The organism is Streptomyces sp. D2-8, from assembly GCF_023184515.1.
GTDB lineage: Bacteria > Actinomycetota > Actinomycetes > Streptomycetales > Streptomycetaceae > Streptomyces.
This window is the reverse complement of record NZ_JAAHBP010000023.1, coordinates 135,907-153,400: the sequence shown is the minus strand read 5'-3', so window position 1 is coordinate 153,400 and position 17,494 is coordinate 135,907. Positions and strand designations below refer to the sequence as shown.

At 72.9% G+C, this 17,494-nt stretch carries 18 protein-coding genes; 9 read left to right on the top strand and 9 right to left on the bottom strand.

Going from position 1 to position 17,494, the window contains the following annotated elements; genetic code table 11:
- Positions 1-5: 5 nt before the first annotated feature.
- The 3 genes from G3I77_RS32950 to G3I77_RS32940 all read right to left on the bottom strand — a co-directional run bounded on the left by G3I77_RS32950 (position 6) and on the right by G3I77_RS32940 (position 3,754).
- A complete protein-coding gene (locus G3I77_RS32950; RefSeq protein ID WP_248509542.1) occupies positions 6-1,067 on the bottom strand; it encodes an ATP-binding protein in 1,062 nt (353 codons plus the stop codon).
- A gap of 97 nt (positions 1,068-1,164) precedes the next feature.
- Complete coding sequence (locus tag G3I77_RS32945) at positions 1,165-3,240, bottom strand: phage holin family protein (RefSeq protein ID WP_248509540.1); 2,076 nt, start codon at positions 3,238-3,240, stop codon at positions 1,165-1,167.
- Between the two features lie 112 nt (positions 3,241-3,352).
- Complete coding sequence (locus tag G3I77_RS32940) at positions 3,353-3,754, bottom strand: hypothetical protein (RefSeq protein WP_190903429.1); 402 nt, start codon at positions 3,752-3,754, stop codon at positions 3,353-3,355.
- Between the two features lie 84 nt (positions 3,755-3,838).
- On the opposite strand from G3I77_RS32940, the gene G3I77_RS32935 reads away from it, so the two are divergent.
- Both G3I77_RS32935 and G3I77_RS32930 read left to right on the top strand, forming a co-directional pair.
- Positions 3,839-4,612 carry an MBL fold metallo-hydrolase gene (locus tag G3I77_RS32935; RefSeq protein WP_248509538.1) on the top strand — a complete coding sequence of 258 codons (774 nt, stop codon included), beginning with the start codon at positions 3,839-3,841 and terminating at the stop codon, positions 4,610-4,612.
- Between the two features lie 35 nt (positions 4,613-4,647).
- Positions 4,648-5,277, top strand: coding sequence for a DedA family protein (locus G3I77_RS32930; RefSeq protein WP_248509598.1), 630 nt, complete (start codon positions 4,648-4,650; stop codon positions 5,275-5,277).
- 2 nt (positions 5,278-5,279) lie between these two features.
- Here G3I77_RS32930 and G3I77_RS32925 read toward each other — a convergent pair whose 3' ends face one another.
- From G3I77_RS32925 to G3I77_RS32910, 4 genes are all read right to left on the bottom strand, one after another.
- Complete coding sequence (locus G3I77_RS32925; protein WP_248509535.1) at positions 5,280-6,341, bottom strand: MBL fold metallo-hydrolase; 1,062 nt, start codon at positions 6,339-6,341, stop codon at positions 5,280-5,282.
- Positions 6,338-7,585 carry an aminotransferase class I/II-fold pyridoxal phosphate-dependent enzyme gene (locus tag G3I77_RS32920; RefSeq protein WP_248509533.1) on the bottom strand — a complete coding sequence of 416 codons (1,248 nt, stop codon included), beginning with the start codon at positions 7,583-7,585 and terminating at the stop codon, positions 6,338-6,340. Before G3I77_RS32920 ends, G3I77_RS32925 begins: the two co-directional genes overlap by 4 nt.
- A 167-nt stretch (positions 7,586-7,752) precedes the next feature.
- Positions 7,753-8,442, bottom strand: a complete 690-nt coding sequence (locus G3I77_RS32915; RefSeq protein WP_248509527.1) for a hypothetical protein — start codon at positions 8,440-8,442, stop codon at positions 7,753-7,755.
- Positions 8,443-8,569: 127 nt separating this feature from the next.
- Positions 8,570-9,364, bottom strand: a complete 795-nt coding sequence (locus G3I77_RS32910; RefSeq protein ID WP_248509526.1) for an RNA polymerase sigma factor SigF — start codon at positions 9,362-9,364, stop codon at positions 8,570-8,572.
- A 240-nt stretch (positions 9,365-9,604) separates the two neighbouring features.
- Here G3I77_RS32910 and G3I77_RS32905 point away from each other — a divergent pair, with 240 nt between their 5' ends.
- The gene (locus tag G3I77_RS32905; protein WP_248509525.1) at positions 9,605-11,398 is read left to right on the top strand and encodes a thiamine pyrophosphate-requiring protein; all 1,794 of its coding nucleotides are present in this window, start codon (positions 9,605-9,607) and stop codon (positions 11,396-11,398) included.
- Here the strand turns inward: G3I77_RS32905 and G3I77_RS32900 are convergent.
- Positions 11,352-11,537, bottom strand: a complete 186-nt coding sequence (locus G3I77_RS32900) for a hypothetical protein (protein WP_248509524.1) — start codon at positions 11,535-11,537, stop codon at positions 11,352-11,354. The genes G3I77_RS32905 and G3I77_RS32900 overlap by 47 nt on opposite strands.
- A 160-nt stretch (positions 11,538-11,697) precedes the next feature.
- Between G3I77_RS32900 and G3I77_RS32895 the strand changes: the two genes are divergently transcribed.
- The 5 genes from G3I77_RS32895 (at position 11,698) to G3I77_RS32875 (ending at position 15,951) form a co-directional block, all read left to right on the top strand.
- Positions 11,698-12,099: a DUF2795 domain-containing protein gene (locus G3I77_RS32895; RefSeq protein ID WP_248509523.1), complete on the top strand. Its 402-nt coding sequence runs from the start codon at positions 11,698-11,700 to the stop codon at positions 12,097-12,099.
- A gap of 72 nt (positions 12,100-12,171) precedes the next feature.
- Positions 12,172-12,603 carry a CBS domain-containing protein gene (locus tag G3I77_RS32890; RefSeq protein WP_248509522.1) on the top strand — a complete coding sequence of 144 codons (432 nt, stop codon included), beginning with the start codon at positions 12,172-12,174 and terminating at the stop codon, positions 12,601-12,603.
- Complete coding sequence (locus G3I77_RS32885) at positions 12,600-13,301, top strand: diguanylate cyclase (RefSeq protein WP_248509520.1); 702 nt, start codon at positions 12,600-12,602, stop codon at positions 13,299-13,301. Before G3I77_RS32890 ends, G3I77_RS32885 begins: the two co-directional genes overlap by 4 nt.
- 5 nt (positions 13,302-13,306) lie before the next feature.
- Entirely contained in the window at positions 13,307-13,849 is a 543-nt protein-coding gene (locus tag G3I77_RS32880; RefSeq protein WP_248509518.1) for a type 1 glutamine amidotransferase domain-containing protein, read from the top strand.
- Positions 13,849-15,951: a catalase gene (locus G3I77_RS32875; protein WP_248509516.1), complete on the top strand. Its 2,103-nt coding sequence runs from the start codon at positions 13,849-13,851 to the stop codon at positions 15,949-15,951. The genes G3I77_RS32880 and G3I77_RS32875 overlap by 1 nt, the downstream gene beginning before the upstream one ends.
- A gap of 87 nt (positions 15,952-16,038) precedes the next feature.
- Here the strand turns inward: G3I77_RS32875 and G3I77_RS32870 are convergent, their stop codons facing one another.
- Positions 16,039-16,326, bottom strand: a complete 288-nt coding sequence (locus G3I77_RS32870; RefSeq protein ID WP_248509514.1) for a DUF6158 family protein — start codon at positions 16,324-16,326, stop codon at positions 16,039-16,041.
- Between the two features lie 64 nt (positions 16,327-16,390).
- Between G3I77_RS32870 and G3I77_RS32865 the strand changes: the two genes are divergently transcribed.
- On the top strand, positions 16,391-17,491 hold the full coding sequence (locus G3I77_RS32865; protein ID WP_248509512.1) for a Vms1/Ankzf1 family peptidyl-tRNA hydrolase: 1,101 nt from the start codon (positions 16,391-16,393) through the stop codon (positions 17,489-17,491).
- Positions 17,492-17,494: the final 3 nt, after the last annotated feature.

Sequence of the window (17,494 nt, the reverse complement as noted above, 5' to 3'; positions counted from 1 at the left end):
GCGGCTCACCGGCGGGCCTCCACCAGCCGGGGCATGTCCCGCGCCGCCTCGACGAGGAACCAGGAGGGCAGCACGGGGTTGCCGTCGCCGTCGGAGGCGATGACGGTCTGGGCGACCTCGACGGAGATCTCGGCGAGCTGCACCAGCAGGGACTTGGCGCGATAGGCGGTCTGCCGGCCGTTCGCGGACATGTGGTCCTTGCTCGCGGGCAGTTCCTTGACCAGGCGGCCGCGGAAGGAGTCGGCGAGGTAGTAGAGCAGGTCGCGGTCCTCCGGCCGGTTCGGCCAGCGGGCGTCTCCCCTGACGATGGCCTCGATGCCGTACCGGCTGCGGACGACCTTGACGTAGCCGCAGAAGGCGGTCGCGTGCGCCGGGGTCAGCGTGCCGTGCGCGAGGACCTTCAGGGTCTCCTCGTCGAGGTCCCGGCCGAAGGAGTGCAGCGCGTCGGAGAGCATGTGCCAGGAGCGGGGCGTGGAGAACGGCTCCTCGCTCTTCGGCGGCTTGGACCACAGGTGGTCGGGCCGGTCGGTGAGGTGGTCCACGATCCAGGGGTGGATGCCGTTGCTCCCGGCCCAGGTCAGCCAGTCCTTCGCGGAGGCCTCCAGGTGCACGTGGGCGAGGCGGTTGACGAGCGCGGAGGCGATGGGCCGGGCGAGGGCGTTGTCGGTGGCGCGGTTCCCGGCGCCGATGACGATCGAGCCCTTGGGCAGCTCGTAGCTGCCGATCCGGCGGTCCAGGATCAGCGAGTAGAACGCCTTCTGCACATCCGGTGTGGCCGCGTTGAGCTCGTCCAGGAAGAGGCAGTACGGCTCGTCCCGGGCGATCGTCTCCGGCGGGCAGAACACCGAGCGGCCGTCGCGGATCTGCGGGACGCCGATGAGGTCCTCGGGGGCGAGCTGGGTGCCCAGCAGACTCACGCACTCCAGGCCCAGCGACTCGGCGAAGTTCCTTACCAGGGAGGACTTTCCGATGCCGGGAGCGCCCCAGATGAAGACGGGCCGGATGGTGGCCAGGCCGAGCAGCAGGTCGGGAATGCGGGCGGGCGTGACGGTGACGGCTGCCTGCAAAGCAGCAACTCCTCGGGGGTGTTCGAAAGGGACGCGCAGGTGTGCGGCGTCCGGCACGAACAGTGTGGGCGTACGGCCCTGTGGGCGCAGCCGAATTTCAGGCGGCGCGCTCCTCCTCGGTGGCCTCCAGCGGCACCTGCGGTCCGTGCGACTCGCGCAGCCAGCGCCGCAGCACCCGGTGCACGTGCTCGGCGCCGACGAGTTCCTCGCCCTCGCGGACCGGTGCGGAGACGCCGAGCGGGGACAGCAGGAAGGGTCTGCCCTGGGCGCCGCCGAGCCCCCCGTGGGAGCCGATCTGCTCCTCGAAGGCGAGGACTTCGCCGTCGGCCGGGTCGTGGACGGAGTTGACCATGATGTCGGCGGTGTGCGGGAAGGAGTGCGTACGGCGTACCGCGTCGGCGGCGCCCGGCCCGAACGGGGCGAGCGGGCCCGGGTTGTCGTCGAGGTCGGCCAGCGGGATCTCGGCGCCGTACGCGCCGAGGACGACACCGCCGTGCTCGTCGCTGCGGACCAGCAGGAAGCCTATGCCGGGGTGGTTGGCGAGGGTCGGCAGCAGCGCGGGGTGGCGGGCGTCGATCTCCTCCTTGCTCATCCGGTGCGTGATGTCGGGGAAGGAGACCAGGCCGAGGTTGCCGGAGGCCAGCACGATCGGCTCCGAGTCACGCGTGGGGCGGTGCTGCTCGCCGCCCTCCTCGACGGGGAAGCGCAGCGCGGCGCGCACGGCGGCGCGGGCCTCCGCCCCGCTGCGGGTGCGCTCCGCCCGGCGCGGTACGGGCATGCCGCAGCCGGCCCGCACCAGGTCTTCGAGGGTGAGGCCGTAGCGGGAGCGGAAGGTCTCGCCGGGACTCTGGCCGTGGTCGGACAGCACGACGATCCGGTACGGGCGCGGGGCGTGCTCGGCGACGTTCTCGATCAGGGCGAGCGAGCGGTCGAGGCGTTCGAGGACCTTCTGCGCGTCGCGGCTCGCCGGGCCGGAGTGGTGGGCGACCTCGTCGTAGGCCACCAGGTCGGCGAAGACGGCCGTGCGGCCGACGAGCATGTCGCCCGTCACCGCGGCGACGACGACGTCCCGCTCGACGACGGTCGCGAAGGCCCGGACGAGGGGGTAGAGGCCGCCGCGGGAGACGCGCGGGCGCTGCTTGCGCAGGCTCGCCCGGGTGGACTGGCCGATCTCCCGGCCCACCTCGGCGATGAAGGACAGCGCGGTGCGCACGGCGTTGGCCGGGTCGGAGAAGTAGGCGAAGTAGCCCGCACGGGAGCGGTTCTCCCGGCTGCGGCGGCGGGCGGCGATGGACAGCACGAGGGCCTGCTGCTCGGCGCCACCGCTGAACAGGTTGCCCCGGCTGGCGCCGTCGACGGCGAGCAGCCCGCCGTGCCCCGCGTACGCGACGGCGCGGCGCTGGAGTTCGGCCGCGCTGGTCGGGCGGTTGCAGACGACCACCTCGCGGGTGTCCTTCTCGTACCAGCGGAAGGCGGGCACGTCGTGGTTGCTGCCGTGCAGGATGCCGAGCTGGCTGGCGCCGGTCTGACTGGACCAGTCGGTGCGCCAGGGGGTGAGCCGGTGGCTGGGGCGGCCGCCGTCGCCTATGTCGAGCCAGCGGGCGACGGTGGGCATCAGGCCCTTGCCGACCGCGTCGAGCAGGGTGTCGTGGCCGACGCCGTCGAGCTGCACGAAGACCGTGCCCGGGCTGGCGGGGGAGGGCGGTCCGGACCGGCGGCGGCGATCGGAGAGGCGGTACAGCCTGCGGCGGTAGGCGTCGTCGTCCCGCACGGCCAGGGCGGCGCCGGTCGCGGACGCCACGGCGGACATCACGGCGGCGACCACCACGGCGGTCTCCGGCGCGGCGGCGCCGCGCTCGGCCGGGTTGAGCTGCAGGGCGAGCAGCAGCAGGGCGCCGTTGAGGAAGAACACCAGCAGCCCCAGCACCAGCGCCGGTACGAGGAGCAGCAGCCGGACGAGCAGCGGCCACACCACGGCCGACAGCAGACCGAAGGCGCCCGCGCCGAAGGCCGCCGTGACGGCGATGTCGGTCGCGCTGCCGCCGTTCTCCGAGCGGAGCCGGAAGTCCGGGAGGATCCCGGCGAGCACGAGCATGGTGACGGTGGAGACCGCCCACACGGCGGCGCTCCGTCCCACCTGACTGGCGACCCGCCGCCACCGCACGCCCCGCACGCCCGCCCACCTCACGTCCCTGGCCCGCAGCCGTCGCGGGCCCTCCCCCACAGTGTCTCAACGCCCGGTCGGGCCGTTTCGTCCCCAGGTCACACCCGTGAGAGGACGACCGTCAGCGACCGTCGTAGCCGGCCGTCGGCATCGACAGCCGCCGGTGCACACAGGCCTTCATCGCGGCGTCGTACGCAGGCTCCGCGTGCCCCGCCGTCTCGACGCGTACACCGCGCCGGGCGCACTCGGCGGTGAACTCCTCGACGGAGGCGAGCGCACTCTCCAGGACCCGCCGGCTGGGCGCGACGAACAGGTCGAGGCCGGGCCGGACGCCGTCCCACAGGGCGCCGTGGTCGGGCCGCAGTCCCCGGACCAGTAACTCGCGGCTGACCACGTAGCCCCGCTCGGCGGCCCAGCGGGCGCACATCGCGTGCTGACTGCGGGAGTCGACCAGGAACGGGTCGTCGTCCAGTTCCTCGAGCGGCGTCAGACTCGCGATCGCCGTGACCCGCACCGGCACCATGGCGTCCCCCCTCACCTCCGGTTTCGCCGCCGACCCTACTCCTGCACGTAGGCTTCGGGGGAGTCGCGCGAAGGAGGCAAAGAAGTGCCGGTGGAGATCACCTGGTGGGGTCACGCCACTTGCACCGTCGAGGACTCGAACGTGCGCGTGCTCACGGATCCCCTGTTCGCACGCCGGCTCGCGCACCTGCGGCGCCGGCGCGGAGCGCTGCCGCCCCCGGGCGCCCCGCACGCGGACGTGGCACTGGTCTCGCATCTGCACGCCGACCATCTGCACCTGCCGTCGCTGATGCGGCTCGCTCCGGGCACGCGCCTGCTCGTGCCCCGGGGCGCGCGCCGGGCCGTACCGGGTCTGCGCCGGCTCGCGCACCTGCGGGTGAGCGAGGTGGCCCCCGGGGACGAGATCCCGGTCGGCGACGTCGTCGTACGGGCCGTGCCCGCGCGGCACGACGGGCGGCGGATGCCGTTCGGACCGCACCGCTCCCCCGCTCTCGGCTACGTCATAGCCGGCGAGGCCCGGACGTACTTCGCCGGGGACACGGGGCTGTTCGACGACATGGCCAAGGAGGTCGGGCCGGTCGAGGTGGCGCTGCTGCCGGTGGGCGGCTGGGGGCCGTACCTGGGCGAGGGGCACCTGGACGCGGACCGGGCGGCGCAGGCGCTGGCACAGCTGGCGCCGCGCAGTGCGGTGCCGGTGCACTACGGCACGTACTGGCCGATCGGCATGGACGCCGTGCGCCCCCACGAGTTCCACGCGCCGGGGGACGAGTTCGTCCGGCTGGCGGCCCGGCACGCGCCGGACGTGGCGGTGCACCGCCTCGGCCACGGGGAGAGCGTGCGCCTGGAGGTGGCGCGGTGAGCTGGTCCGCGCTCGCGGCGCCGGCCGGTGTACACCTGCTCGCGGCATCGGCCGTCACCCCCGCGTCGGTCGTTCCGGAGTCCACGCAGCAGGCGATCGGGTATCCGACGCTCTTTCTGCTGGTGCTGGCCGGGGCGCTGGTGCCGGTGATTCCGACGGGGGCGCTGGTGAGTTCGGCGGCGGTGGTCGCCGTGCACCAGACGGCGCCGTTCTCGCTGGCGATGGTGTTCGTGACGGCGTCGCTGGCGGCGTTCCTGGGCGATGCGGCGCTGTACTGGCTCGGGCGGCGCGGGCTGAAGTCGAAGAACGGGTCGCGGTGGCTGGAGGCGCTCCGGTCCCGGGCGCCCGAGGACCGGCTGGAACAGGCGCAGGAGAAGCTCGCCGCACACGGCGTCGCGGTGCTGGTGCTGTCCCGGCTGATGCCGGCGGGGCGTATCCCCGTGATGCTGGCCTGTCTGCTGGCGGAGTGGCCGATGCGGAGGTTCTCCCGGGGGAACCTGCCGGCGTGTCTGGCCTGGGCCGTGACGTATCAGTTGATCGGCATCCTCGGGGGGTCGCTGTTCGCCGAGCCGTGGGAGGGCGTGGTGGCGGCGATCGCGCTGACCGTGCTGATCAGCGCGGTGCCGGCCGTGGTGCGCCGGGTGCGCGGTTCCGCCGGCTCCTGAGGTCAGTCCCCGGACAGCACCCGTGAGGCGCCCACCGGCAGGTCCCAGAGGTTCTCGCGCGGCAGGCCCGCCTTCTCCCACGCCGCTCGCACGCGCGTCAGGGGCTCCATGACCGGTTCCGCCGACAGGACGAACGTCGCCCAGTGCATGGGGGCCATCCGGCTCGCGCCCAGGTCCTGGGCCGCGCGGACCGCTTCCTCCGGGTCGCAGTGGACGTCACGGAGCCACCAGCGCGGGTCGTAGGCGCCGATGGGCAGCAGGGCCAGGTCGATGCCGGGGTAGCGGCGGCCGATGCGGGAGAACCAGTGGCCGTAGCCCGTGTCGCCGGCGAAGTAGACGCGTTGGCCGTCCTGGTCGGTGAGGACCCAGCCGCCCCACAGGCTGTGGCAGGTGTCGGTGAGGCTGCGCTTGGACCAGTGGTGGGACGGGACGAAGTCGAAGCGGACGCCGTCCAGTTCGGCCGCCTCCCACCAGTCGAGTTCCGTCACGCGCGTGAAGCGGCGGCGGTGGAACCAGCGGGCGAGACCGGCCGGGGCGAACACCGGGGTGTCGCGCGGGAGGCGGCGCAGCGTGGGGGCGTCCAGGTGGTCGTAGTGGTTGTGGCTGATGACGACGGCGTCGATGCGCGGCAGGTCCTCCCAGGGGACGCCCACGGGGGTGATGCGGGCCGGGGTGCCGAGGATGCGGCGGGACCACACCGGGTCGGTGAGGACGGTCAGTCCGCCGATGCGCAGCACCCAACTGGCGTGTCCCGCCCACGTGACGGCGACGGTGCGGGCGTCGACACGGGGCAGCGGGGCCGGGGCGTAGGGCAGCCGGGGGATGTCGGCGAGGCCTTCCGGACCCGGTCTCACCGCCCCCTCGCGGGCGAAGCGGGCCATGGCCTTCAGGCCAGGGAGCGGCGCGGTCAGCCGGTCGTGGAAGGTGCGCGGCCACACCCGCCGCTCGGCCAGCGGCCGGGGTTCGGCCAGGGGCGGATACGGGGGTGCGAGGAGTGACGGGAGCGCTGGCTCGTCGGCTTCCCGGGTGGTCGTGCCGGTGGTCGACTCGGACTGCTGCGTCATCGAGGAGGCTCCCATCGCTGAGCGTCGTCGCGGAGATCGCCGAAGACCGTCTTCAGCCGGATCAACGCGCGCTGCACCTGCGGCAGTTCCAACGGCGTGGGTGAGGTGAGGCATTCCGCGCGCTCCGTGTCGGACCCGGCCATCAGCGCGCCGGTGGAAAGCCGCACGCGCGGAGCTTCGAGGTCGTCGCCGAAGCGGTGCCCGCCCGGGGCGGGCATGCCGAGGCGTGCGGTGAGGAAGTCCTCCAGTTCCTGTGCGTCGCCGACGCCGTGCGCGGTCAGCGCGGGGCTCAGCGGGGCCAGGTCGACGTACAGGTGGCGGCCGGACCGTGGGGGCCGGGCGAGGGCGCCCGCGGCGACGACGGCGGAGTGCGCCTCGGCGGCCAGGAGCGCGTGCAGGCGCACGACGGCGGCCATGCGCGCCGTGACGGCTTCCGGCTCGCCCAGGGCGTACGCGGCCGCCGCGGTGACGGGGGCGGCGACGCTGGCGTCGAGGGCGGTGAGGACGTCGAGCACGCGCGCGTGGAGGCCCTCGCCGTCCTCCCCGGCCGGGAAGCGGGCCACGGCGGCCGGCCAGCCGGGCGGGAGCAGGGCACCGGCCAGGTCGGTGACGACGGTGACCCGGTCGGGCACCATCTCGGCGGGGCTGAGCAGCACGGTGTCACGCGGTTCGTGCAGGGTGTCGCGCCATGTCTCGTCGCTGACCAGGTGCAGGCCCTCCCCCTGGGCGGCCTCGACGGTCTCGTGCAGCAGTTCGGGCGGGGCGACGGTCGCCGTGGGGTCGTCGGCGACGGACAGCACGAGCAGGCGCGGGTCGCCGCCCTCGGCTCGCACCCGGCGCACGGTCTCCAGCAGGGCGTAGGGGTCGGGAACACCGCCGCTCTCCGGCGGGGTCGGCACATGGAAGGCCGGGCGGCCCAGCAGGCGTGCGTACGGCGCCCACCAGGCGGCGCAGGGTCTCGGCACGAGGACGTCGCCGCCGACGGCGGCGGTCAGCGCGAGCAGCAGGGCGGGCGAGCCGGGGCCGCCGGCCACACGGTCCGGGTCGCAGTGCAGTCCGCGCCGGTCCCAGTAGCCGCAGGCGGCCTCGCGCAGTGCCCGGCCGCCGCCGACCGGCTCGTGGTCACCCCGGGACGCCGCGGCGGCGAGCACCGCGGACAGCTCCGGCAGGACGGGCAGCCCGTCCTCGGGGAGCGGGGGCCCGAACCGGACGGGGCCGTGACCTTCCGGGGCCGTCCGCCGCATCCGTACCTCCGCAGTGCCAGTGCCTGGTGCCGCCGTGTTGTGCCGCCCACGCCACTGAGTACCCAGGGTGCCGCCGCCCCATGGGCGCCCGGCCGGGTTGTGACGGTCACAGCATGAGCGGGCCGGGGCCGGGGAAACCGGGTTCTTCCGGGTGGTGGGCGGGCGGATCAGCGGTAGGGGTCGCTCTCCCGGTTGCGCAGCCGGTGCAGGGCGGCACCGAACGCGCCCGCGATCAGCACCCCGCCCGCGACCAGGGCCGGCACGGAGTCGGTGAAGGCGCCGCCGTCACCGGCCCGCACCCCGCGCTGGACCGGCGCCGTGTCGCACGCGGAGTGGTGCGGTCCGCGGTGGTGCGAGGGCTCGGGGCAGGGCTTGTGGGTGGGTTGGTGCGTGGGCTGGTGCGTGGGCTGGTGCGTCGGCTTGTGGGGACCGGAGCCGTGGCTCACGGTGAACGTCGCGCTCCACTCCTTGCCCTCGCCGCCGGGAGCGGCCGGACAGGTGCCGTCGACGGTCCACGCCGAGTCCTCCCCCGTGGCGTCCGGATCACCCTCGAAGTTCTCCGCGGAGGCGATACGGGCCGTGCCGCGGTAGGCGGGTCCGGACACCTCGTCGTCGTTGCCGGTGACCCGGTGCAGCGCCACCGTGCCCTCGTCGAAGGCCTGCGAGGTGGCGTCGACGGTGTCGGGCGGCGACCCGCCGGTCGGATCACAGCTGACCGAGACGGTGAGCGTGCCTCCGGGCTGGACGGTGGCGGGACTGACCTCGGCGGCCGGTTCGGCGGAGACGGCCGGCGCGAAGCCCACCAGGGCTGAGCCGGCCAGGACGGCGACGGACAGGGCGTGCAGGCTGCGGCGCATCGAGGGGACTCCTTCGGTAGTCATACCCCTCTGCCATGACAGCCCGCCCCCGGCAGCCCCGCGCGAAGCCGGACCCCATTAGCGGGACAGCACCCTCCAACCGGGTGAAAGCGGAGACGGCCCGCCCTCAGGCCACGTCCCGCATCACCTGCTCCCGCACCCGACCGCAGCACCGGCTGATCAGCCGGGACACGTGCATCTGCGAGATCCCCAGCTCCTCGGCGATCCGGCTCTGCGTCATGTCCCCGAAGAACCGCATGTACAGGATCGCCCGCTCCCGCTCGGGCAGCGCCGCCAGCCGGGCCTTCACGGACTCACGGTCGACGACCGCGTCCAGCGCCGAGTCGCAGGACCCCAGCGCGTCGCTCAGGGAGTACCCGTCCTCGCCGCCGGGCAGCTCCGCGTCCAGGGACAGCGCCGTGAAGCTCTCCAGGGCCTCCAGGCCGGCCCGGACGTCCTCCTCGCTCATGTTCGCGTGCTCGGCGATCTCGGCCACGGTGGGCCGGCGGCCGGAGATGGTCTGGGACAGGTCCTGGCTGGCGAAACGCACACGGTTGCGCAGGTCCTGGACGCGGCGGGGTACGTGAAGGGTCCACATGTGGTCCCGGAAGTGGCGCTTGATCTCGCCGGTGATGGTCGGTACGGCGTAGCTCTCGAAGGCGTTGCCCAGCTCGGGGTCGTACCGGTCGACGGCCTTGACCAAGCCGAGGGCCGCGACCTGGCGCAGGTCGTCGAAGCTCTCGCCGCGGCTGCGGAAGCGTCCGGCGAGGCGGTCCGCCATGGGCAGCCAGGCCTCGACGATCTCGTCGCGGAGCGCGTCGCGTTCCGGGCCGGCGGGCATCGAGGTGAGCCTGCGGAAGGCCTCGGCGGTGTCGGGGGCGTCGTCGTGGGGGTGCCGCTTCGTACGGGTTCGGGTCTGCATGATACGTCGCAATTCCCTTGAAAGTGCTGCGGGTTGGACGGGTCTCCGTGGGAGCGCATCCGTTGCGGGACAGGGCGCCGGTGGCGGCTCGCTGGGCCGCTCCCACGGGCGTGCCTCCTGTCCGAAGCACTGAGGTGCGCCTGCCCCGGCCCCCCACCCGCAAACCCGGAGAGGTTTTCCGCCGTCGCGCAGGGTGACTCGTACCGCTGGGTCTGTCCCCATACGTCCAGGAGGTCGTCCATGAGCACCAAGGTCGCCGACCATGTCCTGCAGAGGCTGCGCGAGTGGGGAGTGGAGCAGGTCTTCGGCTATCCGGGCGACGGCATCAACGGCCTGCTCGCCGCGTGGGGCAGGGCCGGGAACGAGCCGCGTTTCGTGCAGTCGCGGCATGAGGAGATGTCCGCGTTCCAGGCGGTCGGCTACGCCAAGTTCAGCGGCCGTATCGGGGTGTGCGCCGCGACGTCGGGGCCGGGCGCGATCCATCTGCTGAACGGCCTGTACGACGCCAAGCTGGACCATGTGCCGGTGCTGGCGATCGTCGGCCAGACGGACCGCACCGCGATGGGCGGCTCCTATCAGCAGGAAGTCGATCTGCACACGCTGTACAAGGACGTCGCCTCCGAGTTCGTGGAGACGGTGACGGTGCCGGAGCAGCTGCCGAACGTGCTGGACCGGGCCATCCGCACCGCGTACGCGCGCCGCTGCCCGACCGCGGTCATCATCCCCGGCGATGTGCAGGAGCTCGACTACGCGCCGCCGACGCACGAGTTCAAGATGGTGCCCTCCAGCCTGGACCGCAGCTCGTGGACGGCGGTGCCGTCCGACGACTCGGTGCGGCGGGCCGCCGAGATCCTCAACTCCGGTGACAAGGTGGCGATCCTGGTCGGCCAGGGCGCGGCCGGTGCGCGGGCCGAGGTGGAGCGGATCGCCGAGCTGCTCGGCGCGGGCGTCGCCAAGGCGCTGCTCGGCAAGGACGTCCTCAGCGACGAACTGCCGTACGTCACCGGCTCGATCGGCCTGCTGGGCACCCGCCCGTCGTACGAGCTGATGCGGGACTGCGACACACTGCTGACCATCGGGTCGTCGTTCCCGTACAGCCAGTTCCTGCCGGAGTTCGGCACAGCGCGGGGCGTGCAGATCGACATCGATCCGCACATGGTCGGGATGCGCTACCCGTACGAGGTGAACCTGGTCGGCGACGCGAAGGCCACCCTGGAGCGGCTGATCCCGTTGATCGAGGAGGGGCGCGGGCGCGAGTGGTACGACACCGTGTGCGACAACGTCACGCGCTGGCGTGAGGTCATGGAGCGCCGGGCGGGGCTCGCAGCCGATCCGATCAACCCGGAGTACGTGGCCCGCGCGCTGGACCGGATGTTGCCGGACGACGCGATCGTCACGTCCGACTCGGGTTCCGCGGCGAACTGGTACGCGCGGCACCTGACCATGAGGCCGGGCATGCGCGGCTCGCTCTCCGGCACGCTGGCGACGATGGGCTGCGGGGTGCCGTATGTGATCGGCGCGAAGTTCGCGCACCCGGACCGGCCCGCGATCGCGCTGGTCGGGGACGGGGCGATGCAGATGAACGGGATGGCGGAGCTGATCACGGCGGCCAAGTACCGGCATCTGTGGGAGGACCCGCGGCTGGTGATCGCGGTGTTCAACAACCACGATCTGAATCAGGTCACGTGGGAGATGCGGGCGATGGAGGGCGCGCCCTCGTTCCTGCCCTCGCAGGAGCTTCCGGACGTGCGGTACGCCGCGTTCGCCCGCTCCCTCGGCCTGACCGGCATCCGGGTGGAGAAGCCGGAGGACGTCGAGGCGGCCTGGCGGTCCGCACTGGAGGCGGACGGTCCGGCCGTGGTCGAGTTCCTGACCGATCCGGCTGTCCCGCCGATCCCGCCGCACGCCACCTGGGACCAGATGGAGGCGACCGCCGCGTCGATCCTGAAGGGCGACGCGGACCGGGGATCGATGGTCAAGCGGGGCTTCAAGGCGAAGGTGCAGGAGTTCCTGCCGGGGCGGGAGAAGAAGTGACCGCCGCGGAAGCGGGAGGTACGCCCGCCGGTTCGCGCCGGTCGGCGTCCTCCTGCGGCAGCAGCAGTTCCTCGTAGCGGCCCAGCACCAGCACCACTCCGAGCATGAGCAGCGGGATGAGCACAGCGAGCATCGCCATGACGGGTCCTTCCCCAGGGAGGTGTGGGGGGGTGCAATGCGGGTCTCCCGCAGGGCATGGCGCAAACCAGTACGGACGGCGGCGATCGGGTTCGGGCAACCTGTGTCGCCTTCCGGTGTTCGGGTACGCGGTGCGGGCCCCCGAACGTCTGGAGGGAGACATGCAGCGAGGCAGCAACCGGCTGAGCGTCCACCGGGACGACGAGATGAAGCACGAACTGCAGGGTCTGCTCAGGTCCGGGCACCCCACGCGCAGTGAGGAGTGGCACGACCCGGAGCCGGCCGCCGAGGACGATCCCGAGGTCGCTCACGGTCCGGTGACGCCGAGCCGTGCGCCGACGTCCCTGGAGTCGGTGCGGCTGGAGCTGGCCCGGATCCTGGGCCGCAGGGCGTTCCCCGCGAGTGCGCGTGAGCTGGTCCGCGAGTTGCGCGGCCACCAGGCGCCCGACGCACTCGTCGAGGCCCTGGAGGGACGGCCCCGCCAGGAGCGCTACGGCACCGTCCAGGAGCTGGCCGAGACCCTGACCCGGGCCCGTGAGACCGGGCCGGAGGAGTACGCGTAGGAACCGCGGCGGGGGCATCGCGGCAGGTCGCGGTGTCCCCGCCGGCCTGGGAACGGAGGGAAGGCTCCAGTGGTGGCCGAGTACGTCAAGGACGTGATGACAGCGGGTGTGGTCGCCGTGCGCCCGGACGCCTCGCTCGTCGAGGCGGCGCAGTTGATGCGCACACAGAACATCGGCGATGTGGTGGTGGCCGAGGGGCAGGACGTGATCGGTGTGCTCACCGACCGTGACATCACCGTACGGGCCGTCGCCGACGGCGCCGACCCGATGACGGTCAGCGCGCAGACCGTGTGCACCCGCAATCCGGTGACGGTGACGCCGGACGACCGGGTGGCGACCGCGGTGACGCTGATGCGCGAGCACGCGGTGCGCCGGCTGCCGGTGGTGGAGAACGGGCTGCCGGTCGGGATCGTGAGCCTCGGTGACGTGGCCGAGGCCGAGGACCCCGCGTCGGCGCTCGCCGACATCAGCCGGGCCGAGCCCGACGCCCGGGGTGGTGCATGAGCACGGACCGGGCGAAGCAGATCAGCGCCACCGGAGCCACCGTCGACGTCGGCGACGCCGCGACCCGGTATCTGCTCTACGGGCTGCTGCCCAGCTGGTTCGTGCCCGGCGTGGCCGACTGGGTGATGCACCGGCGGACCCGCATCGAGGACACCGCGGGCACCAAGGAGTCCTTGATCCACTCTTTGATGATGGCCGAGGTCGGCATCCCGATCGCGCTGACGCTGCGCTACGAGGTCAATCCGCTGCTGCTGACCGTGCAGCTGGGCGGAGCCGCGGTGCACGAGGCGACGGCGCTGTGGGACGTCCGTACGGCCGTCGGCAGCGAGCGCGAGGTCAAGCCGATCGAGCAGCACATCCACAGCTTTCTGGAGTCGCTGCCGTTCGGGGCGCTGGCCGCCCTGATGTGCCTGCACGCCGACCAGGTGAAGTCGCTGCTGCGCGGCGGCAGGGGCGATCCCGACGCGTGGCGCCCCGTGCCGCGCCGACGGCCCCTGTCGCGCGGCTATCTGGCGGGCATCGCCGCCGCGATCGGCACGTGCGTGCTGCTGCCGTACGGCGAGGAGCTGCTGCGGTGCGTGCGCGCGGGTCGCGAGCGCAGGAAGAACGACAAGCACGACAAGCACGAGAAGTACGAGAACGACGCGTGGAGCGACGCGGCGCGCTGGAGCACCGCCCGCTCCGGGAAAGGACGTTGAACATCATGCGTATCGCGTTTCTGGTCGCACCCGAGGGCGTCGAGCAGGTCGAGCTGACCGATCCGTGGCAGGCCGCGAAGGACGCGGGTCACGAGCCCGTGCTGGTGTCGACGCAGCAGGGCGAGATCCAGGCCTTCCACCACCTCGACAAGGCGGACACATTCCCCGTGGACGAGGTCGTCGGCGACGCCGCCCCGGACTCGTTCGGTGCGCTCGTGCTGCCGGGCGGCGTCGCCAACCCGGACTTCCTGCGGATGGACGACAAGGCCGTGGCGTTCGTCCGGGACTTCTTCGAGCACGGCCGGCCCGTGGCGGCGATCTGCCACGCCCCGTGGACGCTGGTCGAGGCGGACGTCGTACGCGGCCGGGAGCTCACGTCCTGGCCGAGCCTGCGGACGGACATCCGCAACGCGGGCGGCACCTGGGTCGACAAGCAGGTCAAGGTCTGTGACCACGGGGCGAACAAGCTGATCACCAGCCGCAAGCCGGACGATCTGAAGGCGTTCTGCGAGACCTTCCTGGACGTCTTCGCGCAGGAGGCCGCCTGATGGCATCCCCCGACGACCGCAAGCAGCGGCAGCGCGAGGGGTTCCGGGCGGACGATCCCGCCGCCGGTCCGCTCACCACCGACCAGGGCGTCGAGGTGGACCACACCGACGACTCCCTGGCGGTGGGCGAGCGCGGTCCGACCCTGATGGAGGACTTCCACTTCCGGGAGAAGCTCACCCGCTTCGACCACGAGCGGATCCCGGAGCGGGTGGTGCACGCGCGGGGCGCGGGCGCGTACGGGTACTTCGAACCGTACGAGTCCTGCGCGGAGTTCACCCGCGCGGCGTTCCTCCAGGACCCGTCCGTGCGGACACCCGTGTTCGTGCGGTTCTCGACCGTGCAGGGCCCGAAGGGCTCGGCGGACACCGTGCGGGACGTGCGCGGCTTCGCGACCAAGTTCTACACGTCGGAGGGCAATTACGACCTGGTCGGGAACAACTTCCCGGTCTTCTTCATCCAGGACGGCATCAAGTTCCCGGACTTCGTGCACGCGGTGAAGCCCGAGCCGCACAACGACATCCCGACGGGCGCGTCCGCGCACGACTCCCTGTGGGATTTCGTGTCGCTCCAGCCCGAGACGCTGCACGCGATCATGTGGCTGATGTCGGACCGGGCGATCCCGCGCAGCTACCGCATGATGCAGGGCTTCGGCGTGCACACCTTCCGGTTCGTGAACGCCGAGGGCCGCGGCACGTTCGTGAAGTTCCACTGGAAGCCGAAGCTGGGCGTGCACTCGCTGGTGTGGGACGAGGCCCAGGAGTGCCAGGGCCGGGACCCGGACTTCAACCGGCGTGACCTGTGGGGCGCGATCGAGGCGGGCGAGTACCCCGAGTGGGAGCTGGGCGTGCAACTCGTGCCGGAGGAGGACGAGTTCGCCTTCGACTTCGATCTGCTCGACCCGACGAAGATCATCCCGGAGGAGCAGGTGCCGGTCCGGCCGATCGGCCGGATGGTGCTGGACCGCAACCCGGAGAACTTCTTCGCGGAGACCGAGCAGGTCGCCTTCCACACGGCCAACGTGGTGCCCGGCATCGACTTCACCAACGATCCGCTGCTCCAGGCCCGGAACTTCTCCTACCTGGACACGCAGCTGATCCGGCTCGGCGGGCCCAACTTCTCGCAGCTGCCGGTGAACCGGCCGGTGGCGCCGGTGCGCAACAACCAGCGGGACGGCTACCACCAGAGCGCGATCCACTCCGGGACGAACTACTCCCCGAACTCGCTCGGCGGGGGCTGCCCGGCCCACGCCGGGGCCGGCGGCAGCGCCTACACCCATTACGCCGAACGAGTGGACGGGCACAAGATCCGGCGTCGCAGCCCCAGCTTCCAGGACCACTACAGCCAGACCGCGATGTTCTGGAACAGCATGACGGACTGGGAGCGGCAGCACATCGTGGAGGCGTTCCGGTTCGAGCTCGGCAAGGTCGGCGCGCTGACCGTGCGGGCCCGGACGGTGGAACACCTGGCCAAGGTCGACGGGGAGCTGGCCGAGCGGGTGGCACGGGGCATCGGTATCCCGGAGCCGTCCGGTGCGCAGACCCCGTACAAGCAGGCCTCCCCCGCCCTCAGCCTCGAGTCGCTGCGCGGGGACGGTTCGATCCGGACCCGGCAGGTCGCGGTGCTCGTCACCGACGGGGTGGACGCCGAGCAGGTCACTTCCGTGCGGGTGCGGCTGGCCGCCGAGGGGGCGATCGTCGAGGCGCTGGCCGCGACGGACGGCACGATCACCGGAGCCGACGGTGAGACCTACGCGGTGGACCGGGCGCTGCCGACCGTGGCGTCCGTGCTGTACGACGCCGTGCTGCTGCCCGGCGGGCCCGCCGGCACTCCGCCGGCGGCGGCCGATCCGGACATGGTGCGGTTCGTGCGGGACGCCTACCGGCACGGCAAGCCGGTGGGCGCGCTCGGCTCGGGTGTGGGGATCCTGGCAGCGCTGGAGCCCGAGGGTCTCGGGCTGTCGACGGAGTTCCACCGGGTGGTCGCGGACCAGGGCATCGTGACGGACACGTCACCGGGACCGGCGAGCGAGGAGTTTCTGGACGCGTTCGTGACGGCCCTCGCCGGGCACCGCCACTGGGGCCGGCCGGCGGTACGGCGCTGAGCTGCGGGGCCGGGCCGGTGGCTGCCGGTCCGGTCCGTGCGGCGCGGGTGCGCGTCGGTGCTGTTCCGGTCGTGTCCTTCGAGGGGCTCAGGTGCCGGGGGTCGTGGGAGTCGCCGACTCCCCGCTCCCCCGCTCCCGGGCCCCTTCGCGTGTGCGGCCCGCGGACACCAGGCGGCCCGGGTTGCGGCGCAGGTACTCGCCCTCGAGCTGCGCCATGCGCTCGTTGTGGGCGCGCAGCGCGTCGTTCGAGCCGTAGAGCAGCGTGTCGTGGCGCGTGCGGTGGATGGTCTCCAGCTCTTTCATGAGCTGCTGGTCGTCCAGCCGGTCAGGGTCCACTCCGGTCATCGTGTCGCCCCGCTCGTCGTGTTCGTTCATGCGGTCCGGGTACCCGCCCCCGGAGCAACTGAGCACTGCCCCCGAGCGGCATCCGGGAGGAACCATGGATCTCGCCTTTCTGCACCCACTGTACGAACACCCCGGGCCTTGGGCCTCCGTGTACGTCGACACCTCACGGCACTCGGAGGGCACTCCCCACGAGCGGGAGCTGACGGCCCAGGCGATGGCCAGGGAGCTGGCCGCGCAGGGGGCGGACGAGGCGACCTGCCGGGCCGTGCAGAGCGCGATCGAGGATCTGCGGCACTCCTCCGAACCGCACGGCCGGGCACTGTTCGCACGGGCCGGCGAGGTCGTTCTCGACCCGCCGCTGGTCCGTCCCCCGCAGGGCGGTGACTGGGCCGAATGGGCGCCGCTGCCGCGGGTCGCGCCGCTGCTGGAGCTGGCCGGGGAGGACCCGGTGTGCGTGGTGGCGTACGTCGACCGCAGGGGCGCGGACTTCGAGCTGCGCAGCGCGCTGGGCCGGGAGGACGCCGGGAGCGTCACCGGGCGGCAGTGGCCGGTGCACCGGACGAGTTCCGCGGACTGGTCCGAGCGGCATTTCCAGCTGCGGGTGGAGAACACCTGGGAGCACAACGCCGCGGAGATCGCCGACGCGCTCGCCGTGTGCCAGGAGGAGACCAAGGCCGACCTGCTGATTCTCGTCGGCGACGACCGGGAGCGGCGGTCCGTGCACGAGCGGCTGCCCAAGCGGCTGCACGGCATGGTGGTCGAGGCGCCGCACGGCACCGGCAGCCGGCTGCTCGACGAGGACGTGGAGCGGGCCCGGGCCGAACACGTGGGGCGGCAGGCCGAGGCGGAGCTGGAGCGGTTCCGCGCCGCCCGCACCGCGGACGGCGCGGGCCGTGCCGGGGCCGTCGAGGGCGTGCCGGCGCTGGTCGAGGCGGCGCGGGAGCACCGCATCGACGAGCTGCTGATCAGGGTGGACGGGCCCGACGCGCACCGCGAGGTGTGGATCGGGGAGGAGCCCGACCAGCTCGCGGTGCGCCGGACGGACCTGAAGGTCCTGGGCGAGGAGCACTCGTGGCCGGCCCGGGCGGATGACGCGTTGATCCGTTCCGCGGTGGCCACGGACGCGCCCGCCCTGTCGGTCTCCGAGCGGGAGGTCCCCGTGGGGGGCCTGGGGGCGCTGCTGCGCTGGAAGTGACCG